At 42.4% G+C, this 24257-nt stretch carries 17 protein-coding genes; 10 read left to right on the forward strand and 7 right to left on the reverse strand.

Annotated features, from left to right (window positions below; translation table 11 throughout):
- The first annotated feature begins 540 nt into the window (after positions 1-540).
- The 4 genes from I1A42_RS05080 (at position 541) to I1A42_RS05095 (ending at position 6340) form a co-directional block, all read left to right on the forward strand.
- Positions 541-1932, forward strand: coding sequence for an MFS transporter (locus I1A42_RS05080; RefSeq protein ID WP_161154150.1), 1392 nt, complete (start codon positions 541-543; stop codon positions 1930-1932).
- 12 nt (positions 1933-1944) lie between these two features.
- Entirely contained in the window at positions 1945-2880 is a 936-nt protein-coding gene (locus I1A42_RS05085) for a glycoside hydrolase family 43 protein (RefSeq protein ID WP_161154149.1), read from the forward strand.
- Positions 2881-3309: 429 nt separating this feature from the next.
- The gene (locus I1A42_RS05090) at positions 3310-3561 is read left to right on the forward strand and encodes a hypothetical protein (RefSeq protein ID WP_161154148.1); all 252 of its coding nucleotides are present in this window, start codon (positions 3310-3312) and stop codon (positions 3559-3561) included.
- Between the two features lie 13 nt (positions 3562-3574).
- Positions 3575-6340, forward strand: coding sequence for a beta-glucosidase (locus I1A42_RS05095; RefSeq protein ID WP_196122827.1), 2766 nt, complete (start codon positions 3575-3577; stop codon positions 6338-6340).
- Between the two features lie 91 nt (positions 6341-6431).
- Here the strand turns inward: I1A42_RS05095 and I1A42_RS05100 are convergent, their stop codons facing one another.
- A complete protein-coding gene (locus I1A42_RS05100) occupies positions 6432-7052 on the reverse strand; it encodes a LysE family translocator (protein WP_161154146.1) in 621 nt (206 codons plus the stop codon).
- 183 nt (positions 7053-7235) lie between these two features.
- Between I1A42_RS05100 and grxB the strand changes: the two genes are divergently transcribed.
- A complete protein-coding gene (gene grxB / locus I1A42_RS05105) occupies positions 7236-7874 on the forward strand; it encodes a glutaredoxin 2 (RefSeq protein ID WP_196122828.1) in 639 nt (212 codons plus the stop codon).
- 125 nt (positions 7875-7999) lie between these two features.
- Here the strand turns inward: grxB and I1A42_RS05110 are convergent, their stop codons facing one another.
- From I1A42_RS05110 to I1A42_RS05125, 4 genes are all read right to left on the reverse strand, one after another.
- Entirely contained in the window at positions 8000-9919 is a 1920-nt protein-coding gene (locus I1A42_RS05110; protein ID WP_196122829.1) for a putative bifunctional diguanylate cyclase/phosphodiesterase, read from the reverse strand.
- A gap of 24 nt (positions 9920-9943) precedes the next feature.
- A complete protein-coding gene (locus tag I1A42_RS05115; RefSeq protein WP_161154143.1) occupies positions 9944-10429 on the reverse strand; it encodes a molybdopterin-dependent oxidoreductase in 486 nt (161 codons plus the stop codon).
- Between the two features lie 590 nt (positions 10430-11019).
- Positions 11020-12561, reverse strand: a complete 1542-nt coding sequence (locus tag I1A42_RS05120) for a bifunctional GNAT family N-acetyltransferase/carbon-nitrogen hydrolase family protein (RefSeq protein ID WP_161154142.1) — start codon at positions 12559-12561, stop codon at positions 11020-11022.
- Positions 12562-12695: 134 nt separating this feature from the next.
- Entirely contained in the window at positions 12696-14063 is a 1368-nt protein-coding gene (locus I1A42_RS05125) for an L-serine ammonia-lyase (protein WP_196122830.1), read from the reverse strand.
- 168 nt (positions 14064-14231) lie between these two features.
- On the opposite strand from I1A42_RS05125, the gene I1A42_RS05130 reads away from it, so the two are divergent.
- From I1A42_RS05130 to I1A42_RS05145, 4 genes are all read left to right on the forward strand, one after another.
- The gene (locus I1A42_RS05130; RefSeq protein ID WP_196122831.1) at positions 14232-15698 is read left to right on the forward strand and encodes a protein adenylyltransferase SelO; all 1467 of its coding nucleotides are present in this window, start codon (positions 14232-14234) and stop codon (positions 15696-15698) included.
- Between the two features lie 245 nt (positions 15699-15943).
- Entirely contained in the window at positions 15944-16942 is a 999-nt protein-coding gene (locus I1A42_RS05135; RefSeq protein ID WP_161154139.1) for a TRAP transporter substrate-binding protein, read from the forward strand.
- A gap of 70 nt (positions 16943-17012) precedes the next feature.
- Positions 17013-17690 (forward strand): TRAP transporter small permease, encoded by a 678-nt coding sequence (locus I1A42_RS05140; RefSeq protein WP_161154138.1) that lies wholly within the window; start codon positions 17013-17015, stop codon positions 17688-17690.
- A 3-nt stretch (positions 17691-17693) separates the two neighbouring features.
- Positions 17694-19055 (forward strand): TRAP transporter large permease, encoded by a 1362-nt coding sequence (locus I1A42_RS05145; protein ID WP_196122832.1) that lies wholly within the window; start codon positions 17694-17696, stop codon positions 19053-19055.
- 61 nt (positions 19056-19116) lie between these two features.
- Here I1A42_RS05145 and I1A42_RS05150 read toward each other — a convergent pair whose 3' ends face one another.
- Both I1A42_RS05150 and I1A42_RS05155 read right to left on the reverse strand, forming a co-directional pair.
- The gene (locus tag I1A42_RS05150) at positions 19117-20460 is read right to left on the reverse strand and encodes a sigma-54-dependent transcriptional regulator (RefSeq protein ID WP_196122833.1); all 1344 of its coding nucleotides are present in this window, start codon (positions 20458-20460) and stop codon (positions 19117-19119) included.
- Positions 20453-22279, reverse strand: coding sequence for a sensor histidine kinase (locus I1A42_RS05155; RefSeq protein ID WP_161154135.1), 1827 nt, complete (start codon positions 22277-22279; stop codon positions 20453-20455). Before I1A42_RS05155 ends, I1A42_RS05150 begins: the two co-directional genes overlap by 8 nt.
- A 572-nt stretch (positions 22280-22851) precedes the next feature.
- Here I1A42_RS05155 and tig point away from each other — a divergent pair.
- Positions 22852-24156 (forward strand): trigger factor, encoded by a 1305-nt coding sequence (gene tig / locus I1A42_RS05160; RefSeq protein WP_196122834.1) that lies wholly within the window; start codon positions 22852-22854, stop codon positions 24154-24156.
- The last annotated feature ends 101 nt before the right edge of the window (positions 24157-24257 follow it).

The following is a 24257-nucleotide window of genomic DNA, read 5'->3' on the forward strand; positions in this document are numbered from 1 at the left end:
TTTACTATTCTACTCTGCCACAACCCAACTCTTCTTATATTGTGTTAATGTCTTAATAGTCATAATGTTAAATATATAGAGATATTTGCTATACCTAAATTAGAATTCAATCAGTATCTCTTGGTGATTAATCTGATCTATTCTGCCGCATAGATGGGTAAGTACTGCTATTTGACATCATTAGCTATTGTTGGGTTAAACGATAAAGATCTGATAATTTATGTAATTATTTTATTCTCTATTTATTATTAGCCTCTACTAGTATGATTTTATTGATTTATTTTAGTAGGTAAAATAAAAACAAATCCTCAGCATGACGCGAAGACTTTTGCGATATAGAGTCAAAGAATGAACTAGTCCCTGGCATAGATTATTATTTAGCAAACGGTTTTGTGATAAAGATCGTTAATATAATGGCTGAAAATATGGATTAATTCGCTGTACTTTTTCTTGTTAGAATCGTTTAACAGTTAAAAGAGCCTTAAAAGTTAAAACTACTGTTACAAAAAATAAAACAGCGTTTTTCCTACGAGGTCTCCTATGTACAAATATAAATTGTCGGTCCTTGAAAAAGTTGGGTTCGGCTCCGGTGATATGGCGGTTAACGTCGTCATATCATCAATGATGCTCATCATTACTTTTTTCTATACAGATATTTTTGGTATAAAAGCGTCTGATCTGGCGATGCTATTTATCGTAGTGCGACTTATCGATGCGGTGACCGATCCTTTGATGGGGATCATTACCGATAAAGTCACTACTCGTTGGGGACGTTATCGTCCATACCTTTTGTTTATTGCGATTCCTTTTGGCATTTCTGTTTACCTAACGTTTAGTACTCCCGATTTGGCTTATAACGAAAAGCTAATTTATGCCTACGCGACCTATATTTTGGTTACCATTATGTTTACCGCGGTAACCATTCCTTATATTTCGTTAATCAGTGTATTAACCGATGACCCTCAGGAACGACTCTCTGCAAACGGCTACCGATTGTTCTTTGCTAAAATTGCCGCTTTCTTAGTGACCATTATTGTTCCGACTCTTGCAGCATCTTGGGGTGAAGGTGGTGTTCAGGCCGGTTATAAATATGCGATGGGTTTGATGGGCCTAATGGGCACATTACTCTTCCTATTCTGTTTCTTCACAACAAAAGAACGCGTAGAGCACGAAGTAGAAACGAAACCTCTGCTGAAACAAATCAAATTATTGGCGGTTAACGATCAGTGGGGCATTTTGTGGTTAGTATGTATTACGGGTACCGTAGGTTATGTTATTCGCGGTTCTGTGGGGGCTTACTACGCAAAATATTATCTGGGTGGCGATGCCAGTATGATTTCTGCATTCCTTGCTACAGGGGTTACCGCCGCTATTTTGGCGATGGTTGCATCAACTTGGATTACTAAACGTTTTTGTAAAATCAAACTGTTCCGCTACAGCCAAATTACAGTGATGGTATTAAGTGCATTGATGTATCTTGTTGTTGGTCGTGGTGATGTTGCCTTAGCCTTTATCTTCTATTTCCTAATCTGTTTTGTGGTCGATTTACATGCGCCTGTTTTCTGGTCTGCCATTGCTGAAGCTGTCGATTATGGTGAATATAAATCGAAAGAACGTGTGGCTGGCTTAGCCTTCGGTGGTATTTCATTTGCACAAAAATTTGGTATGGGGATTGCGGGTGCAATCGTGGGCTGGTTGTTAACGTTCTTCGACTATGTACCAAACCAAGAACAGAGTTCTATGGCATTAACCGGTATTGCTTTAATGCTGACGATTATTCCGGGTGTTTTCCACTTCATCATGGGCGCTTTGATGTTCAAGTACAAAGTGACTGATGATTACTATCACAACATGATGGGGCAAATGCCAACTGAATCCAGCGAAGATGTTGCTGGTGAACCATCACACGTTTCTCATGTGGCTTTAAAATAAAAAGGATATTCGATGAAATTTGAGAATCCAGTTATCGAACAACGCGCAGATCCGCAGGTTTATTTGCACACCGATGGCTATTATTACTTTACGGCATCTGTGCCACAGTACGATAGGATTGAGTTGCGCCGAGCTAAAACCTTAACTGGGTTAGCGCAACCTGAATCGATAATTACGGCTTGGACTAAACCCGATGAAGGGGCTTATTCTGACTTAGTATGGGCTCCAGAAATTCATTATGTGCAAGGGCGGTGGATGATCTATTTTGCAGCGGCTCCCAGCCGTGAAATTAAAGATGATCTATTCCAACATAGAATGTACGCCATTGAGAATTTAAGTGCGGATCCTATGTCTCCAGAGTGGACCTTCTGTGGTCAGGTGGATTCGGGTATTGATGCATTTTGTTTAGATGCAACAGTATTTCATCACCAAGGCAAAGATTATTATATTTGGGCACAAAAAGATCCTGCTATTGCTGGAAACTCAAATTTATACATCGCTGAGATGGAAACGCCAACCCAACTTAAATTGCCAGGAACCTTACTGTCGAAACCTGAGTTTGAATGGGAAACTCGCGGATTTATGGTGAATGAAGGCCCATATTTGCTTAATAGTCATGGCAAAGTTTGGTTAACCTATTCTGCGAGTGCCACTGACGAGAATTACTGTATGGGTATGCTGTGGGTTGATGAAAATGCCGATCTGCTCGATGCAGTGAACTGGACGAAGTCACCAGCTCCGATATTCCGCACTAACTGGCCTGAAAAGGTTTATGGTCCGGGTCATAGCTGTTTTACCAAAGATGAGAAAGGGCAAGATGTGTTGGTTTATCATGCCCGTGATTATACTGAGATTGAGGGGGACCCTTTATGGGATCCAAACCGCCACACTCGTATGAAATCAATCGCATGGGTTGATGGCTTCCCTGACTTTGGTGCGGCAGTGTAACTGTTTCCAATCGTAGAGAAATTCTTATATGCAACCCCATACCGAACGGTGTGGGGTTTTTAGATCTACATTCCAAACTTATGAATTTTATAAGAAAGATTTTTGTGAGTAAAAAGTCAGGTTGGTGTAAAAAATAGGGGTGTATTGTTTATAAATTCATCATTAGTAGTCAATCACAAAGTGTTCACTTCACGGCAAAAGGCAGCCTTTTCCCTCCTAACTCTATGAAATTATGGTTGTAATACATATGGTATTCAGAACCATGACATTCCAAAAGATCTAGTTATTTGACTTAATTTTCGCGCTGGAGTTCCATCTTGTTCCTTTCAAATTTACGTGGTTTTATAACCGTACGGTCTGGTCTAGTTTTGGTTGGCCGTGAGGTTTCTCGTATTTTCCAAAACATATAAATGAAAGTGAGGTTATGACATGGCGACATCAGCATTTCGATGGTCAAGCGTGTGTGTGGCGTTACTCTTTGCTGCTACAGGTATGGCTCAAGCACAGAATGCCCAACAGGGCGAAGTAGCAAAGGAACGTGCTCAGTTTGAACAACAAAAAGACAACATCACTTATGCCAGTGAATACATTAATAAAGATAAAAATGGGCCTAAAAAAGACTTATTACAATCGGCGCAGAAACATGATGATGCGTTGAGTGTAAAGCCTGCGACTAATTAGTGGTGAATGAATAATGAGATTAAAACAATACGGATCCCTAATTTCTCTAGGGTTGCTTGCGTTACCAGGGATGGCACACGCAGATTATAACGGTAAGACTTGGTCACAAGTTGAAGCGCGCGTCAGTTCGATTCTCGACAACATGTCGCAATCTGAAAAGTACAGTTTTATTCGTGTCGACGATGGTCACATGATCCCATCTCTTGATCGTTTCGGTATTGACGGCACCGTCGCTTATGACTCATCAATGGGTGTGTATGTCGATAGCACTATCTTCGGTGCTAGCTATCCTTCTCAAAGTCTACTTGCTGCAACTTGGGATATAAACCGAGCCAAACAAGTGGGGATGGCTTTAGGGTATGAAACACGCTCTGCTGGTGGTGAACAAATGTTATCTCCAGTAGTGAACCTCTATCGCACTCCGTTTAATGGCCGCGCAGCTGAATCCATTTGTGGTGAAGACCCATTTTTATGTGCGGTAATGGCACCGGCAATTACCAACGGTATTCAAGTGCAAGGGGTACAAGCTGGCGCCAAACACCTGATTGCCAATGAGCAAGAAGCGAACCGCCACAATGTTGATATTGAAGTGGGTGAGCGTGCACTGCGTGAAATGTACTTAGTTCCGTTTGAATCCTTGGTTAAAAATTCGGATATCGCATCACTGATGTGTGGCTTTAACAAGGTAAATGGCGAATATGCATGTGAAAATCACCATATCATTACCGATATTGTGAAAGGTGAGTGGGGCTATCAAGGCTTCGTTCTTTCAGATTTCAACTCGATTCAAAATGCATTTGAGGGCGCTTGGGCGGGCACTGATCTAGATATGCCTTCTGGTCTCAAATTTACTGAAGATAAATTGTCGCCTTATGTGGCGAGTGGTGCGTTAACTCAAGATGTTATTGATGACAAAGTAAAACGTAATTTGCGTGCGCTAGTTCGGTATGGTTTTGATGAATCGACTTACGAAGCGCATACGCTTGATTATCCGGAATACGGTCAGGAAGCAGCATTGGATGCCGCTCGTGAAGGCATTGTGCTACTGAAAAATGAGTCCGGTAACAGTGGTCAAATTTTGCCACTTAGCAAATCAGCAAACATTGCGGTTATAGGTAACGCTGCGCAGAAAGCACCGAGTTCGCCATTTGGTACCGCAAATTCTGATCCGGATTCAGATTACGTAACAGAACTAAGCGGTTTACAACAACTGAACACCAATTCGGATAACGTCACCTTCATTAAAAGTATGTCACTCACACCAAGCACTGCGTTGTTTGAACAACCGAGTTGTACCAGCGATGATGACGAGTGTGCTGTTGGGGTAACGGTTGAATACTATGACAATACCGATTTTGAAGGTGACCCTGTCTTAACTCGTAAAGAGCTTGGAGTAAACTTTGATTGGAATGCGATGACCAACACGGTGGTTAACCCATGTACTGATGACGATGAGGATAACGATCAACAAATTGATTGCTCAACCGTTCCTACTGATGCAGAAGATGGCGTTCGAGAAATTAGTGATTTCGAGCCAACTCAAGGTTCGTTCTCGGCCATAGTACGCGGTAAGTTCCGTCCAACGATCAGTGGTAAGCATGTCTTCAAAATCCGTGGTGATGGTCCATTTAAATTGTACATGAATGGTAACCTGATGATGGAAAGTGATGGCGAACCACGTGCGTCTGATGAACCTAACGCTGTGCCAGTCACCGTAAAAACATCGGCTTTGAAAGCGGGTCGTTTATATTCTTTCCGCATTGAATACAGTCGTGAGCAATACTATCAATCTAACCTTGGTGGGATGAATGGGCTTCAATTTAGCTGGGCTTCGTTAACGCCACCATCGAATCTATCTGATTACGATGCCGTGGTTGCGGTCGTGGGTCGTAACTATGAATATGAAGGCGAAACACTGGACCCATACTTTGATTTACCTGATCAGCAAAAAGTCATGTTGAATAAAGTGATCAAAGCCAATCCAAACACGATTGTTGTTATGCATAGTGGTGGTGGCATGAACATGATGCCATGGGCAAACAACGCTGCTGCAATCTTGCACGCTTGGTACAGTGGTCAATTTGGTGGTCAAGCATTAGCTGAAATTTTATATGGTGATGTTAACCCTTCAGGTCGTTTACCTATCACTCTGGATAAGAAAATTAAGTTTAATCCTAGTTATGATTCTTACTCTGATCCTGATGATTATGTTGGTGATGATGCGAAAACAACCATGACTTATTCGGAAGGTTTATTCCTTGGCTATCGTGGCTACGATAAATCAAGCCATAAGCCACTGTATCCATTTGGTTTTGGTTTGTCTTACACCACATTCAGTTTTTCTGATATTGCGTTGAGCAGTAGCAAGGTGTTGGATGATGATACAATGTATGTCACCTTTACGGTCACTAACTCAGGTAGCCGTGCTGGTTATGCGGTTCCAGAACTGTATATTAAGCCAATTAACCCAACGGTCAGCCGCCCGAAACATGAGCTAAAAGGTTTTAGCAAAATATACCTAGAAGCTGGGGCAAGTAAGTCCGTGACTATTCCTCTTAATGCGCGTTCGTTTGCACATTATACGCAAAGCACCGACAGCTGGGATGTGGATGCGGGTAAATATCGCATTCAAGTTGGGGACAGTTCAGATAATATCTTACTGCGCGCCACAATGACGGCAGACGATGAGATCACGATGACAACGAAAGACTCTAACCCGTTACCAGGACCGCTACAAAGTGCTGTTCAAGTTGCTAAATCAGAAGCTTACGCATACTAAGTGGTAGACGTTAAATAAATAAAAAGAGCTCTGCGGAGCTCTTTTTTATATCTCTTTGTAACGGAGGTCATTGGGAAGAAAGTCGACATAATTAACTACAAAATAGCCAAATACCCACACCAATCATTAAGGTTCCTGCAATGCGATTCAGTAAGCGGATATTCTTTTCTTGGCCCAGAGCCTTACGTAACCCTTTCCCCCCAGTGGCATAAAGAGACATACAAATAAATTCGGATAGCATAATGATCGAGACTAAAAACGATAACTGCGGCGTTAAGTTCATGGAGCGGTCAATAAAAGGCGGCAATAAAGAGATCATAAATGCCCAACCTTTAGGGTTGGCAATGGCAGTTACAAAACCTTGCACAATCAAATCCCAGTCACTGCCTTCAAACTGTTCATGATCATCAAAGCTAATCGCCAGCTTGCCTTTTGATAACCACATTTGAATACCAAGATAAGCTAAGTAGCTTGCGCCAACCCATTTAAATACCGTAAATAGCCATGGGTAATTAAGCATGACAGCAGCAATGCCTACTACTGCTGATATGGCAACAACAGCGACCCCAATCACTTCACCAATCATCATCCACAATGTGCGTTTATAACCGATACTCATGCCGAGCGTGAGAGCGAGAGTCATACACATACCAGGGGTAATTGAAACGAAGAAAAAAGTCGGAATAAACATTCCCAATATTGCGGTGTTCATGCAAGAAATCCATATCAGAGTGAAAGTGAGTAAGTCACGAAGCCCTGATGGGATCAGGGGTGACGGCTATACATTAATCTGATCAATCATTGCTGGCAATATAAAAATAGCGCGATAGCTCTTTTACCCGCTGTTAATCGTTTTGTGTATACTAGCGCCAGTAGAATCAATCATGGAATCTTTATGCTAACGCTTTATATTTATGAACATTGTCCGTTTTGTGCACGCGTACGCTATGTCGCGGGGTTACTACAAATCCCTTTTCAAGAAAAAGTGCTTTCTTATGATGATGTCGATACACCGACTCGGTTAGTAGGAAAAAAAGCCGTCCCAATTTTGCAAAAAGAAAATGGTGAAGCGATGGCTGAGAGTATGGATATTATTCATTACTTTCTTAGTTTACGTATTCCAGCAGCACCTGAGCTTTCATTAAGCGAAGACGTCGCCAATTGGCAAACAGAAGCCTTTCCTTTATTACAACAAGTCGGCTATCCGCGTTGGTCTTCACTTGGTCTAGGGGAGTTTCTGACCTTAAGTAGCCGTGAAACATGGCAAAAGAATAAAGAGACCGATGTGCTTAATTTCGAGCGTTTAATTGCAGATTCTAAGGAGATTGCTGAGCAGGTTTCTGAGCATATTGCACGAGTTGAGTCATTGCTATTTCCGTCACAGGGCATACCAACTTTGATTGATGAAGCCGTTATTTATTCTCTGCTACGTGGTTGGGTATGCCAGCCTGAGATTGAATGGCCTGAATCTGTGATGACTTGGTTGCGTCGTCGCTCGCTAGCAACAGGTGTCAGCGTTATGATGGCGGATTAACTACCGAAATAGTTCTACCTATGTAACGAATAGAACTCGCCCTTTGGGTATAGAATGCCAAGGCGTGCTGCGCTCCTTGGCATTATGATTGGTTAAGGTAGGTATGGATTCTCGAACGTCATTGATCAATGTAAATGGCGAATTTCAGATACCGAGTTGACGTCAAAGTACTGCACACAGAATTTAGCAAATTTCTGCTTTGTTATCGGTTTTGAGAAGTAATAGCCCTGATACTCATCGACACCTAACTCCATCAGTTTGTTAAGCTGACTTAACTGCTCGATTCCCTCTGCTACTACCTTAATTCCCAATTGATGCGATAAAGTGACAATCGCCGACACAAAATACTCCTGATTCTGTTTTGAGTTGATATCACAGACAAAGGATTTGTCGATTTTCAGTTTAGTAAAGTGCAAGTGGTTCAAGTTATACAGTGACGACCACCCTGTCCCAAAGTCATCGAGCGACATTCTAATATTGAGTTGTTCAAGTTTTCTGATAATGGCCGAGCTACGTTCCATCTCATCTAAGGTCATTGTTTCAGTGATTTCTAGTACTATCGATTCAAGGTAATTATCTTTTGAAGCGAAAATTTTGGATAACACTTGGGGAAGATCTTCATCAAACAGTGAGTCTGAGAGGTTAATTGACACTTCAATACGGTGACTAAACTCGGCCCATTCTTGAGTCAGAGCCAAATAGACTTGTTGCATGATCCAGTGGCCCAATCGTTTCGCTACGCCGGCTTCTTCTGCAATTTGAATAATATACTGTGGATCAATGAATCCGTAGGTTGGATGATTCCAGCGCAGTAGCGCTTCACAACCTAATTTAGGTGCATGACGTGCAATGATTGGTTGGAAGCACATATACAGTTCATCTTGGCGCTTATTTTCAATGAGTTTAGCAAGCTCGCTAGTGAGCTGGCGTTTTTTGCGATGTTCCAACTCAATACGTTGACTGTAGAAAACAATAGAAGGATGTAACGTGGGTTGGCGTTTTGCAATGTTCAACGCTAAATCAGCGTTATTAAATAAATTGGCCGAACGTTTAACATATTGGTAAGCATCTTCCATGGCGTGAGAAGACGCAACGCCAAACGAGAGCGATGTTTTTTTTGTTGGGTCTATGGTCATTAGCACTTTGGTCAGTTCTATTTCTAGCTCTTTGATCATTGCTTTCGTATTGACTTGGTTTTTCACAATCAATATTGCAAATTCATCTCCTCCAACGCGAGCGCAATACATATTTGGGGTTGTGCAAAGTTCACCTAAAGCTTGAGAGACTGTTCTCAATACTCGATCGCCAAAAGGGTAGCCAAAGGTGTCATTAAGATCTTTAAATCCATTGATATCAAATAAGACCAGTGTGGATGGTGTTTGAGATTTTTTAAAACGTTTGATCAGCTGAAATAGGTAGTTACGGTTCTTTAACTCAGTCAGTGCGTCATCCCAGGCCATTTTTTGCTGGTAGGTGTTGTATTTATAGTGACGAATAGTGAGATAGGTGAGCACCACAAAAATAAAAGCCATGTCGCAATATATTTGAATGCGGGTATCTTGAATGATCTGGCGGTGCTCGATGGATTGTTGGCCAGTGAAGTTCACAATCATCAAATTTCTTATTTTGGGTAGAATCTGAGCGAGATCGTTTTTCAATTTTCCGATACCAATGCGATCCCCTTCGACAACGGCTTTCTCATGTTTTTTCAAGATAGCGAATGCTTGATGAACCGTTGCGTTGCTATCATATTGATTCCTGACTGCAGCCATTTCATCACTGGTCAGAAAGGTTTTATAACGACTCCACAAAACGTCAAATTTTAAATTAAGTGGTTTCTTAGAGGCTGTTTGATCAAGTAAATACACATCAATTTGATGGTCTAGCTCTATCGTCTCAACCTCCATTTGAGTCAGTGACCAAGCGGAAAGCTGAGTGTTTTTCGTTAGCATGTTATAGGTGTTATTAAACTTAAATAACGTCATCATCGTAAACACAAACAGTGCGAAGATGACAACCACATACCAGAGGAAACTTTTGTTCATATCAGATAGGAGCCTAACGTTTGGTTAGTGAAGCACTTCGATACGATTGACCTGCCAAACCATCCGACTATGCAATAATTCGCTGGTCAATTGGTTAGTCTGTGAGAGAGGGTAAATCACCCATAATGGTCCTTTGTCGCGCACACTCATACTTTTACCATTCATTTTAAATGCCAAAATAGGGTCGTAAGTCGGGATATCTTGATAGGGGATATTGGCCCAATAGTTATTGATTGCCCCAACTTTGATATTTTCGTTTTCGATTCCTGATTGTTCGAGCAATTTTTTCAGTGTAATACCAGTGAATTGAGTGTTTCCTTTGGTCCACGGTGTTTCAGTTGTAATAGTATCCTGAGCCATGTTCTCTAGTTGTTCCATGGTATAACTGACCTCTTGGTTATCTCCCGATACCGTGAGTACTGTATCCTCTTGAGCTTGAGCGTGACCAATAAACAATGCAATGATGGAAATAAACAAAGCCCCGCGCTTTAGTGAATGGCAAAACATCATATCTATATTACCCTTGATTTGACTCTATTAGATGTTGGAAAAGTATAGTCAGTTTTATTGATGTGTTTATTAAATTGGGGCTGGTGAGCACACGATTAAATCACTCATTAATGAGATGTAAAAATAATACTGTTATTTAATTGTTTGAAAGATAGATTGTTTTTTATTTTATCTATAGGGGTTTAACAGGCTTGTTTATAATTAGTGATAGCTAAAATAATGTGGGTAGTAGGATTAAACATCTAAATATGAGAAGTACAGCCTCATTTTAATGTATAGAGGCTGTAATATACCCAAGTAACCTCAAGATGCTGTTTCAGCGAGAATGTATTCGCTCTTAGGCAAGGCACTGATTTGAAGACATAGTCATTCTACGTTAAAAATCAGTAACACAGCCTAGGAGCGAATAAAACTCGCCCTTTGGGAGCTCATCAACAAACCTATTTCTGCGCCCAATCACGTTGAAAGGGAATGACCATTCCTACCGTGATTGAGCTTGACCTAGGCTCGTTGATGAAGCTCTGAATCCTGCATCTTGAGGTCATTTGGGTATAATGCGCAAGGCTGGCGTGCGACGGAAAGTCTAATGATTATTTTTCTGTATGCTGCGGTTTAGTAAAATTACCATAGAGATCTAAGCGGCGATGACGCAAGTTAGTCACCGAACCTTCGGTATTAAGTTCTTTGAGTTTGTCTAAATCAACATCCGCGAAAATAATCATTTCGGTATTTGGGCTTGCCTCAGTGATGGTGGCATCGTGAGGGAAGAAAATGTCCGAAGGTGAAAATACCGCAGACTGTGCATATTGAATATCGACATTGTCTACACGAGGTAAGTTACCAACACTGCCGCCAATTGCGACATAACATTCATTTTCTATTGCTCTGGCCTGAGCACACAAACGAACGCGCTGATAGCCATTTTTAGTATCGGTCCAAAATGGAACGAATAGAATCTGGGCGTCTTTTTCTGACATCATCCGGCCGAGTTCAGGGAATTCACTGTCATAACAAATCAGTATCCCAACGCGACCCGCATCGGTTTCGAACACTTTGACTTCGTTACCACCATCAATAACCCAATCTTTTTGCTCGTGTGGCGTGATATGAATTTTACGCTGTTCATCGACTGAACCATCGCGATGGAGCAAGTACGAAATATTATATAAGCGTCCATCTTCTTCTACCGGCATACTACCGGCAATAATATTGATGTTGTAAGACACGGCAAGTTCAGCAAAGCGCTGCTTAATTTGCTCACTAAATGAGGCGAGAAAACGAATCGCTTCAACCGAGCTTTGATCGTGTTTCAATCCCATTAGAGGTGCGTTAAAAAACTCAGGGAAGAGGGCAAAGTCTGCTTTATATCCGGAAAGGGAGCGCACAAAAAATTCAGCCTGTTCCATGAGATCTTGAACACCAACAACAGCACGCATTTGCCATTGAATGATACCAATACGAATTAACGTTTTTTCAACATCGTGAATCGATGCAACGTCTTCTTCGTAAAAAATATTATCCCATTCAAGTAGGGTGGCATAACCGCGGGAGCTGTCATCTTCTGGGAGATAGTGTCGCATGACACGTTTAACATCAAAATCGTTGGAGAGTTGGAAGGAGAGGATATGGTCGTAGATTTCTTTTCGTTTCACCTTTTCAATGTATTCTGAAACACTAAGCTCGTCGGCATAATCTTTATATCTTGGTATTCTTCCTCCAGCTAATATCGCTTTTAAGTTATTGCTGCGGCAGATTTCTTTGCGAGCTTCATAAAGGCGTCGGCCTAAACGTAAGCCACGGTAGTCTGGGTGAACAAACACATCCAAACCGTATAGTGCATCACCATGGCGTTTATGTTGAATGACATTATGTTCATCAACGATATCGGTATACACATGAGGTAGAGACATCCGGTTGTAATCGACTTTTATCGTCAGTGCTGCACCTATAATTTGTCCATTATCTTCAATACAAACTTGGCCATCAGGGAATTGATGAATTAAGTCCATAATGGTCATTCTTGGCCATGCGCCACCCACGTCTGGAAAAACTAAGTCCATAAGTTCGGCAAGTTGTGGATAATCACTCTTCTCAATCACACGCAGTGTTAGACGTGGTGTTGGATTCCTCATAAATCCTAATCCTCTGTTGCTAATCCGTTTTCATATTGAACATCTTGTTTCATCAATTCAAGGGGAATTACTAGGATTCACTGTTTATTGACGATAATAATCAACTGCTTGCCTATTTGGCGACGAAGTGACCACTATTCACACGGTGGTGCAAGGTGAATCAATGCCAAACCACCGAGTGACGTCTCACGGTATTTTTCATGCATATCTTTGCCGGTTTGGTACATGGTATCGATAACCTTATCTAGTGAGATCAAACATTTGCTGGTTCGTTTTAATGCCATTCGAGAAGCATTAATCGCTTTCATCGCACCCATAGCATTGCGCTCTATGCAGGGAACTTGAACTAGACCGCCAATCGGATCACAGGTCATGCCTAAAGAGTGCTCCATCGCTATCTCAGCAGCCATGCATATCTGTTCATTACTGCCTCCCCACAAAGACGTGAGTCCCGCGGCTGCCATTGACGAAGAGACGCCAATTTCACCTTGGCAACCTACTTCCGCACCGGAAATGGATGCATTGGTTTTGTAAAGCATGCCAATAGCTCCGGCAACAGCAAGAAAATCGCGCATCTGTTTGGTGTCGAGCTGGTGGACGAATTTGTTGAAATACATCAATACAGCGGGTATGACTCCTGCAGCACCATTGGTTGGCGAGGTGACTACCTGACCGCCAGCGGCATTTTCTTCACTGACTGCAAAGGCAAATAGGTTAACCCAATCTAATATCGCCATTGGATCATTTTCGATTGTGATATTGGCCTCAAGTTTTTTTAGTAGTGCAGGAGCACGTCGAGTCACGCTAAGCCCTCCCTCAAGCACGCCTTCTTGATTAAATCCTTTTTCCATACATTGCTGCATCACCTGCCAAATAAGATCCACTTTTTGGTCAATTTCAGCCATATCACGTAGGGTTAACTCGTTACGTAGGACCAACCCACTGAGGCTTAAACCATTTAACTCTGCCAATTTAAGTAATTCATGCGCACTGGTGAAAGGATAGGGGACTGGGTTAGAGAGCATCGGTGTAGGAGAGAGCAGTTCTTGCTCTGAGACGATAAAGCCACCGCCAATCGAATAATAAGTCTGTTTTGCAATAGGTTGATTCTTTGCATCACTGGCGGTAATAGTTAAGCCGTTTTCATGATGGGACAGCCGAGTAGGGTGAAAAATAATATCTTGTTGAGGGTTAAATGCGATGGTGTGTTGGTTGGGCAGTGTCAGCCTATGGTGCTGGATAACGTGTTGCCATTGGTTCTTTGCTAAGTCGCCATCCATGGTATCAGGCTGTTGCCCATGTAGACCCACAATGATAGCGCGATCGGTGTGATGTCCTTTTCCTGTCAGTGATAAGGATCCGTAGAGATCCACTGTGATCTGATGGACGTTCATATTGGTTGGAAGTTGCTGTGAAAATCGTGCCGCTGCCAGCATTGGGCCGTTGGTATGAGAGCTGGAAGGGCCGACACCAATTTTAAAAATATCAAACATCGATAGCATGACAGTTTCCTTGTGTAATTGCTCCTGAGTAACACTCAGGGTGATAAATTGCTGCTGTAACTATGGCACATTAAGCACGACTCTTCTTATGTAAAGACCTAGTTATTTAGTCAAGTATTTGCTACCGTTTGGCTAACTGTTGTCAATCACTTAACGAAGAGTGTGATTATGTCTATTTGGGATTCGGTTAACGTAACGCATCGTTTTAGCCAGCTACCTTCACTGTTTTATACCCGAGTCATGCCTCAACCATTAGATAACGTCAAATGGGTTGCGTGGAATAGTAAATTGGCTGTGCAATTTGGTTTGCCAACCACACCAAATGAAGAGCTTCTCCAAACTTTGTCTGGGTTAGAGATTCCAGGCCATTTTGATCCTCTCGCCATGAAATATACCGGTCATCAGTTTGGTGTTTACAATCCCGATCTTGGTGATGGGCGTGGACTGTTGCTAGCAGAGATGACGACGCTCGCAGGGGAAGTGTTTGATATCCACCTTAAAGGCGCAGGATTGACTCCTTACTCTCGAATGGGTGATGGCCGAGCAGTTTTACGCTCAACAATCCGTGAATACTTGTGTAGTGAAGCCATGGCTGGCTTAGGGATTCCAACAACCCGAGCATTAGCCATGATAGATAGCGATACACCCGTTTATCGAGAAACGGTAGAAACCGGAGCGATGCTGGTACGTTTAGCGAATACACATATCCGTTTTGGGCATTTTGAATATTTGTTTTATAGCAATCAAATCGCTGAATTGAGACTTCTCGCAGATAAGGTTATTGAGTGGTATTACCCGGAATGTCAAACCGCTGAGTTGCCTTATGTGGCTATGTTCCAAGAGATTGTGACTCGAACTGCTCATATGGTTGCTCATTGGCAAGCCGTTGGTTTTGCTCATGGCGTAATGAATACTGACAACATGTCCATCCTAGGCCAAACCTTTGATTATGGTCCTTATGGTTTTTTAGATGATTATGACCCGACCTTTATCTGCAACCATTCTGATTATCAGGAGCGCTACCGGTTTGATCGTCAACCACGGATTGCTTTGTGGAATTTATCCGCTTTGGCTCATGCGTTATCACCACTTATTCAGCGCGATGATCTTGAAGCTACGTTAGGGCTATTTGAGACGGAACTTAATGAAGAATATAGCCGTTTAATGCGCGCAAAATTAGGGTTGTGGACTCGTGAGAAAGGGGATAGCGAACTGTTTGATGAACTCTTTACTATGCTCACCGCAAATCATACGGATTACACCCGTTTTCTTCGTCAGTTGTCTTGCCTGGATCGGGATGGAGAACAACCTGTCATTGACCTTGTGCTCAACCGTGATCAAGCCAAACAGTGGATGACCCTTTATCAAGAGCGTTGTGATTCTGAACGCGTCAAGGGAGAACCAGTGAGCGCGTTTCTGCGTTGTGAAAAAATGCGGCAAGTGAATCCTAAATTCATACTGCGTAACTATTTAGCTCAGCAAGCAATAGAGCAAGCAGAGCAGGGCGATTATAGCCAAATTGAGCAATTAATGAGCGTGCTTGCCAAGCCGTTTGATGAGCATCCGAATAATGAAGATTTGGCAAAACTTCCTCCAGAATGGGGCAAGCATTTGGAGATCAGCTGTTCCTCTTAATAGGTAGAAAATGGCGGGAAATGACACAAACGCGTAATTTTCGTGGGTCATTTCCCACCCATTTTGAAAAAAACTGTGAATTACAACGTGATGATTTTTTGAACAAAAAATAGAGATCTTTTTCTAAGTTATTGAAATGAAATAATTGTTAATAAATTGTTTCATATTGGCTTGGTATTTGCTCCTCAATAGGTAGTCAACCTGCATTAAATGCTGGGCTGATAACACTATTAAGGAGAATAATAATGCTAAAACCAATGACCCTACTGACTGCCTCCATCCTTGCTGCTACAAGTTTTTCTGCGCTAGCTAAATGTGATCCCGGTGAAATCGTTATCAAATTTAGCCATGTGACTAACACGGATAAGCATCCTAAAGGCATTGCTGCTTCGCTGTTGGAAAAACGCGTTAATGAAGAAATGAATGGTAAAGCTTGCATGCAGGTTTTCCCTAACTCCACTCTTTATGATGATGACAAAGTGCTTGAAGCAATGCTCAATGGCGACGTGCAGATGGCAGCACCTTCGTTATCCAAGTTTGAAAAATTCACCAAAAAGTTCCGTATTTTCGATCTCCCTTTCCTTTTTGATGATGTAGACGCAGTAGATCGTTTTCAAAACTCTGAGTCTGGAGAAAAACTGAAGAACGCGATGAAGCGTCGTGGTATTCAAGGGCTTGCTTTCTGGCATAACGGTATGAAACAAATGTCGGCCAATAAACCACTTATTGTACCTAGTGATGCTAAGGGATTGAAATTCCGTGTACAAGCTTCTGATGTTCTTGTTGCTCAGTTTGAACAGCTTGGTGCTAATCCTCAAAAAATGTCGTTTGCTGAAGTGTATGGAGGATTGCAAACGAAAGTGATTGATGGTCAAGAAAACACCTGGTCGAACATCTACGGTAAGAAATTTTTTGAAGTTCAAGATGGCGTTACCGAAACCAATCACGGCATTCTCGATTACTTAGTAGTGACGTCTAGTAAGTGGTGGAGCAAATTGCCGAATGATGTTCGTGATCAGTTAGCACAAATCATCGCGGAAGTGACTGCAACACGTAACGCTGAATCCAATAAAGTGGAAAAAATGAACCGTCAATATGTGATTGATGCGGGGGGTGTAGTTCGTGAATTGACCCCAGAGCAACGGCAACAATGGGTGGATGCGCTGAAACCGGTATGGAAGAAATTTGAAAAGAATATTGGCTCTGATCTTATCAATGCAGCGTTAGATTCTAATCAGAAATAACCTGCTGAGCTCGTGGCCTTTCGTTAAGGGAAGGCCATTGATAACAACGATTAATAGAGCGATGTATCTTATGGAAAAGTCTTTCTTCAACAAAGTCGGCGATTTTACAGATAAAATCGAAGAGACCTTGATTGCCTTTTTTCTCGGGGCGATGACCTTACTTACCTTTATCAATGTTCTCATGCGTTACCTGTTTAACGATAACATTCTCTGGGCATTAGAACTGACCGTATTTATGTTCGCGTGGATGGTGCTTGTTGGCGCCTCATATGGGGTGAAAAAGCATTTTCATATTGGCGTAGATGTTGTTATCAACATTGCACCACCACCAATGCGTAAATTGCTTGCTTTGCTGGCTGTCGCCAGTTGCCTTGCTTTTTCTATCTTACTGCTGATCGGTGCTTGGAACTATTGGTATCCATTTGCAACTGAGAGGGCATGGTATGAAACCGATGATGTTCCGATGCCTGAGATGTTGCAGTTTCTTGCTGAGTGGCTCAACGAAGGCGAGATGTATGAAAAAATGCCGCGTTTTATCCCGTATATGGCATTACCAATTGGTATGGCATTACTGACTTTGCGTTTTGCTCAAATTGCTTGGCAGATTTTAACTGGACAGTTGGATCGTATGATTGCTGGCCATGAAGCTGAAGAGGATCTTGAATCCCTCAAACAAGATCTTGCAGAGGCTGAAGAGGCGATGCCAGTGCCGCAAGCAGAGCAACAAAAAACAGGTAAGGAGAAGTAAGTCATGACAATTTTGATCTTATTTTTAATGGTCATCGGCTTTATGCTTATCGGTGTGCCGATCGCTATTTCACTTGGTTTATCTAGTGTTCTGTTTTTACTTTGGCATTCTGACACCTCGTTAGCTTCAGTGGCTCAAAGCCTGTTTAACGCATTTGAAGGTCACTACACCTTACTTGCCATTCCGTTCTTTATTTTGGCATCCAGTTTTATGTCTACTGGAGGGGTGGCTAAACGTATTATCCGATTTGCTATCGCAATGGTGGGATGGTTCCCTGGTGGGTTAGCAATGGCATCTGTTGTGGCGTGTATGATGTTTGCAGCTCTATCGGGGTCGTCACCTGCAACAGTCGTTGCCATTGGCAGCATTGTTATTGCAGGCATGGTCAAAAATGGTTACACCAAAGAATTTGCGGCTGGGGTCATTTGTAATGCGGGAACACTCGGTATTCTGATTCCACCTTCTATCGTGATGGTGGTGTATTCAGCCGCAACTGATGTTTCAGTAGGGCGCATGTTTTTGGGCGGTGTTATTCCTGGTCTATTGGCTGGGTTGATGCTGATGGTAGCAATCTATATTACTGCTCGGGTAAAAAATTTACCGAAACAACCTTTCGTTGGTTGGGGAGAAGCATTTCAAGCTGCTAAAGATGCAAGCTGGGGGTTATTACTCGTTGTTATTATTCTTGGTGGGATTTATGGCGGTATATTCACCCCAACAGAAGCTGCTGCGGTAGCTGCCGTTTATTCGTTTTTGATTGCTAATTTTATCTATAAAGACATGGGGCCGTTTGCAGATAAGACCAATACTAAGCCTATGGTCGTCAAAGCAGTGCAGTCACTGGTGCACAAAGATACGCAGAAAACGTTGTTTGATGCGGGTAAATTAACCATCATGCTGCTGTTTATTATTGCTAATGCTCTGATTCTTAAGCATGTATTGACCGAAGAACGCGTACCGCAAATGATCACTGAATCAATTTTGGACGCAGGACTAGGTCCGATAACATTCTTGATTGCTGTCAACGTGTTATTGCTGATTGGTGGTCAGTTTATGGAGCCTTCGGGTCTATTGATCATTGTCGCGCCATTGGTATTCCCAATTGCGATTGCTCTGGGAATCGACCCAATTCACCTTGGTATTATTATGGTGGTGAACATGGAAATTGGCATGATAACGCCCCCAGTAGGACTCAACCTCTTCGTGACGGCTGGTGTTGCTAAAATGTCGATGATGAGGGTAGTGAAGGCAGCCTTGCCATGGGTGGCGATTATGTTCCTATTCTTAATTATTGTGACTTATGTACCTGCGGTATCGACGTGGCTACCGACTATGTTGATGGGGCCAGAGATTATTACTAAATAGTTGGGATATTTCACTCATAAGGCCTCGCGATGCGAGGCCTTATTTTATGACTTCAAGATGGTTAATTTTCTTTAAACATCTCTTTATCTAGGCGATAACGCTGCATTTTGTCATATAAAGTTTTACGTGCGACCCCAAGTCTTTCCATGGTCTCTTTGATACTACCTCCAGTCTCAAGTAAAGCTTGTTCGATGACTGATTTTTCAAATTCCGCGACTTGATCAACTAAGTTGGTAGTGACTGGAGAAGATAGTGGTGCTTCACCTAACTGAATCATTTTACCTAATAATACATAGCGCTCGGCAGCGTTACGCAGTTCGCGAACATTACCAGGCCATGCATGATTGAGTAGCGTTTGTAGAGCTTGACGATCAATCGATTGGGCTGCTTTACCGTACCGAGCGGCTGCCACGAGTAAAAAGTGATGGAATAGGGCCGGGATATCGTCTTTACGCTCTCGTAGTGGCGGAATATCAAGGGTAACGATGTTCAATCGGTAATAGAGGTCTTGACGAAACTTTCCGTCCTCTGACGCTTGTTTAAGATCGATCTTGGTTGCTGCAATAACCCGAATATCAAGTGGCAGCAATTCGTTAGAACCCACGCGTTCGATAACCCTCTCTTGCAAAACCCTTAACAAACGAATCTGAGCTTGCATGGGCATGGACTCAATTTCATCTAGAAAAAGAGTCCCACCTTGCGCATGTTCAAATTTACCAATACGTTTGGTTTCAGCGCCAGTGAAGGCACCTTTTTCGTGCCCATAAAGTTCACTCTCAATCAAATTTTCGGGTACGGCACCGCAGTTAACCGCGACAAAGTTATTTTCCCTTCGTGAACTTTGCTCATGAAGAGAGCGGGCAACTAACTCTTTACCTGTTCCTGTTTCACCAAACAGCAGAATATCGGCATTGGTATCAGCAACATGAGAAATTGTATCGCGTAATTGTTGGATGCTTGCAGTTTCGCCGATGATACGTGGGCCGAGTGTTTGGCTTGCTTTTAGACTGCGTTTTAAACGTTCATTTTCAGTCGTCAGTTGCCGCTTTTCAATCGCTCGGGTTGTCGTTTCGATTAAGTGCTCAGGAGAAAATGGCTTCTCGATAAAATCGTAAGCACCATCATGCATAGCCTGTACGGCCATCGATATATCACCGTGACCGGTGATTAACACAACGGGCAAGTTGGGGTCTTGGTGGTGAATGGTGGTCAGTAAATTTTGCCCACTTAAACCGGGTAAGCAGATGTCACTGATGATCACCGTAGGTAACCCCTCTTTTTGAATCTCCAGCAGTGCATCCTCTGCACAGGAAAAGAATCGTGCATTGATGTCTGCCAGTTCAAAGCTCTGCTCTATGGCAGTACGCAAATCCTGCTCATCATCAATAAAAAATACATCACACATCGGCTGTCCTTAGATTTGAATCTGGTGGTGTTGATGGTTGCGATAAAACACAGGGTAAACAGATGATAAAACGCGCACCTCCGAAGGGAGAATCCTCAATCAGTAATCGACCATCGAAACCTTTAATGATCTGGTAAGAGATAGAGAGCCCTAAGCCAAGCCCATTTTGTTTAGTCGTGTAAAAAGGATCAAATAGGTGAGGTTGTTGTTCTTGGCTAACGCCAGGACCATTATCGTCAACATACACTTCAACTGTATCTTGCTGTAGAGCAAAGGAAACCATCACTTTTTTGTCACTTTGTGTGTTGAGAGCCTGCTGAGCGTTGGTCAATAAATTTATCAATACCTGCTCTAACTGAATAGGGTTAACTTGGACATTTATCGGCGATTGCGGTGGGGTGATGATCAGAGAAACTGCGTTGTTTTTAAATTGTTGCTGAATGAGTTCTTTTGCTGAAAGCACTATAGGAAACAATTGTGCTTCTACGGTTTCATGAGAATCACTTCTGCGAGCAAATAATTTTAGCTGCTCACTGATTTTCGCCATTCGTTCAGTTAAGGAGGAAATTCGAGTTAAGTTGTCATCCACTCGGTCGGTGGAGCCCCTATGCAAAAATCGCCGTGCGTTATCAGCGAAACTGCGAATGGCTGCAAGGGGGTTATTCAGCTCGTGGCTAATACTGGCAGACATCTGACCAAGCATCGCCAACTTAGCTGTTTGAATTAGTTCATCTTGAGCCTGGCGTAACGCCTGCTCGGTTTTAATTCTTTCGTCGATTTCACTATGCAGCTCTGCCGTTCGTTCCATGACTAAAAATTCCAATTTTTGTTTCGCTTCCTGCTGGATATGTTCGATTTGGCGCTGTTTAGCGCTACGGTTTCTCACGAGTAGTGTGGCTAGATAGATAATGGCAAAAAGCATTGTAAGAACTAACCCAAAGCCAAAGGTATTCCAAAACACATCTATTTTGGGGGAAAGAACGCGGATATTAAGGTCAAGTTCTGGGATGGGTCTAGTCGTGACAATCATATCGCCTTGTAACCAACCTTGCTGTGGGTTCTCCCATTCAGCTGGTGAGTGAATGGTATTGGTCTTAAAACCAAGTGATGGGATGTCTTTATCTAAATATTGCCTGCTGCGGCGGATGCGATCCAATTCAGTCTCATTTAAATGGCTCACACTGCGAAATAACCACTGTGGTTGGCTCGACATAAAAATGACATTGTTATCATCGGTAGCCACAAAGTAACTGTCTTGGCTTTGCCAATTTTCCTCAATACTGTTGAGATCCATTTTGACTACCACAGCCCCGATGGTTTCTGCAGCATAAATAACAGGATAAGCATAATAGTAACCACGTTGACCAGACGTAGAACCTAATGCAAAGTATTGACTGCGTTTGCCTTGAATCGCTTGTTTAAAGTAAGGACGCCAGGCGAAGTTACGCCCGATAAAACTGTGTTCAGAGGCCCAGTTACTGGCGGCAATAGTTGTACCTGATACGTTCAATAAATAGGTATCTGACGCTTGAATCACTTCATTAACTTGAGCGAGATAGCGGTTAGTGACTTCAATTTGTGCGGTATTTCGCGGGGTTTTCAGTGCGTCAATCAATTCTCGATCTTTTGATAGCAATCGAGGAATGTTGGCATATTTATCGAGTTTGGCAGCAATATGCCCAGAAAATCGCTCCAACTGAGCTTGATGTTCGTTGAGTAATGAGTGATAGCTATATTGCCAGACCCAATGACACCCTAACGTTAATACCAAGAGGTAGAGAAGGATAAACCAAAGATGGAAACGACGAAGTGGCTGCATATTTTACCCAATAACAAACACGGATAGATACCCAAGTAACGTCAAGCTGCTGTTTCAGTGAGAATGTATTTACTCTTAGGAACAATCTTATAAGAAATTGGTGGTGAGTGAGAGAAGAAAGCGACATTTGGTGTTCACACTCTTGAAGGAGATCGCTTTTTGTTCATTCTGGTAAAAAAAAGCACCAAATCACTTGAAAATCTTTTTGTTGACCCCATTTTTGAAACCATGCCATGTGACTTTGGTGCTTTTTTTAGCACTTGGTTGGGTTTTTAGGACATAACAAGGCTCAATGTCGGCAGATGCTCGACAGGAAAAGCTGAGGTCGTTAGAATGTCGCGTCTATAATTTTTGTCCTGAGACTAATCGGAGATACCTTTCTTACGTTCTATTCGGATGTAGCACATAAAGATATCACTCATTAGTCCGATGTACGTCTTTTAAAAACTCGTACATCTACGCTCAATTTATACATTAAGTGCTCACATTGAGCACATAACATGGATGCAGCCAAAAGAGAGTTTTGGCTCATGATGCTCAGCAAACTGAGCAAGTTTTGAGGTTTAAATATAATGCAAGTTACTGTTGAAACGCTAGAAGGCCTACAACGCCGTCTTAACATTACTGTTCCTGCTGCAAACGTTGAAGATGCAGTGACAGCTGAACTCCGCAACATCGCGAAAAACCGTCGTTTCGATGGTTTCCGTAAAGGCAAAGTGCCTTTGAAAATGGTTGCTAAAATGTACGGCAAATCAGTTCGTCAAGACATTCTAGGCGAAGTAATGCAACGTCATTTCATCGAAGCGATTGTTAAAGAAAAAATCAATCCAGCTGGCGCACCAACTTTCGCACCTGTTGAAACTGAAGAAGGTAAAGACGTTGTATTTACAGCAACTTTCGAAGTTTACCCAGAGGTTGAATTGAAAGGTTTAGAAAACATTGCTGTAGAAAAACCAACAGCAGACGTGACTGATGCTGACGTTGAAGAAATGCTAGAAACTCTTCGTAAACAGCAAGCAACTTGGACTGAAGTTGATGAAGCTGCTGGCGAAGGCAAACGCGTAACTATCGATTTCCTAGGCTCTATTGACGGTGAAGAGTTTGAAGGCGGTAAAGCTGAAAACTTCCCTCTAGAAATGGGTTCTGGTCGTATGATTCCTGGTTTTGAAGACGGCATTGCTGGCAAAACTAAAGGAATGGAATTCGACATCGAAGTAAACTTCCCAGAAGATTACCACGCTGAAAACCTAAAAGGTAAAGCAGCGAAATTCGCTATCAAAGTTCATAAAGTAGAAGCTCAAGAGCTTCCAGAACTGACTGACGAATTTGTTGCTAAATTTGGTGTTCAAGAAGGCGGTGTTGAAGCTCTTAAAGCTGAAGTTCGTAAAAACATGGAACGCGAACTTAAACAAGCGATTAAAGCAAACATCAAAGAACAAGCGATTGAAGGTCTTGTAAAAGAAAACGAAATCGATGTTCCTTCTCCACTAATCGATCAAGAAGTTGAAGTTCTACGTCGTCAAGCGGCACAACGCTTCGGTGGCAACGTTGAAGCTGCAGCACAACTTCCACGCGAACTATTTGAAGAACAAGCAAAACGTCGCGTTGTTGTTGGTCTATTATTAGGTGAAGTGATTAAAGCGAAAGAGCTTAAAGCTGACGAAGAAAAAGTAAAAGCGCTAATCGAAGAGATGGCGACTGCATACGAAGACCCATCTGAAGTGATTGCTTACTACGAGCAAAACGAACAAATGATGGACAACATGCGTAACCTGGCTCTAGAAGAACAGGCTATCGACGCGATCATTGCTGATGCAAAAGTATCTGAGAAAAAAGTTGGCTTTAGCGAGCTAATGAACGCTCAAACTGCTGCTTAATAAGCAATATGTAGCGTAGAAGGTTGACGGAACGTTGACTCTTCTGCTAACAATGGTCCGTATGATATCCATCATCCGGGCCATTTATTTTAGGGATATAA

The sequence above is a fragment of the Vibrio nitrifigilis genome, assembly GCF_015686695.1.
Classification (GTDB): domain Bacteria; phylum Pseudomonadota; class Gammaproteobacteria; order Enterobacterales; family Vibrionaceae; genus Vibrio; species Vibrio nitrifigilis.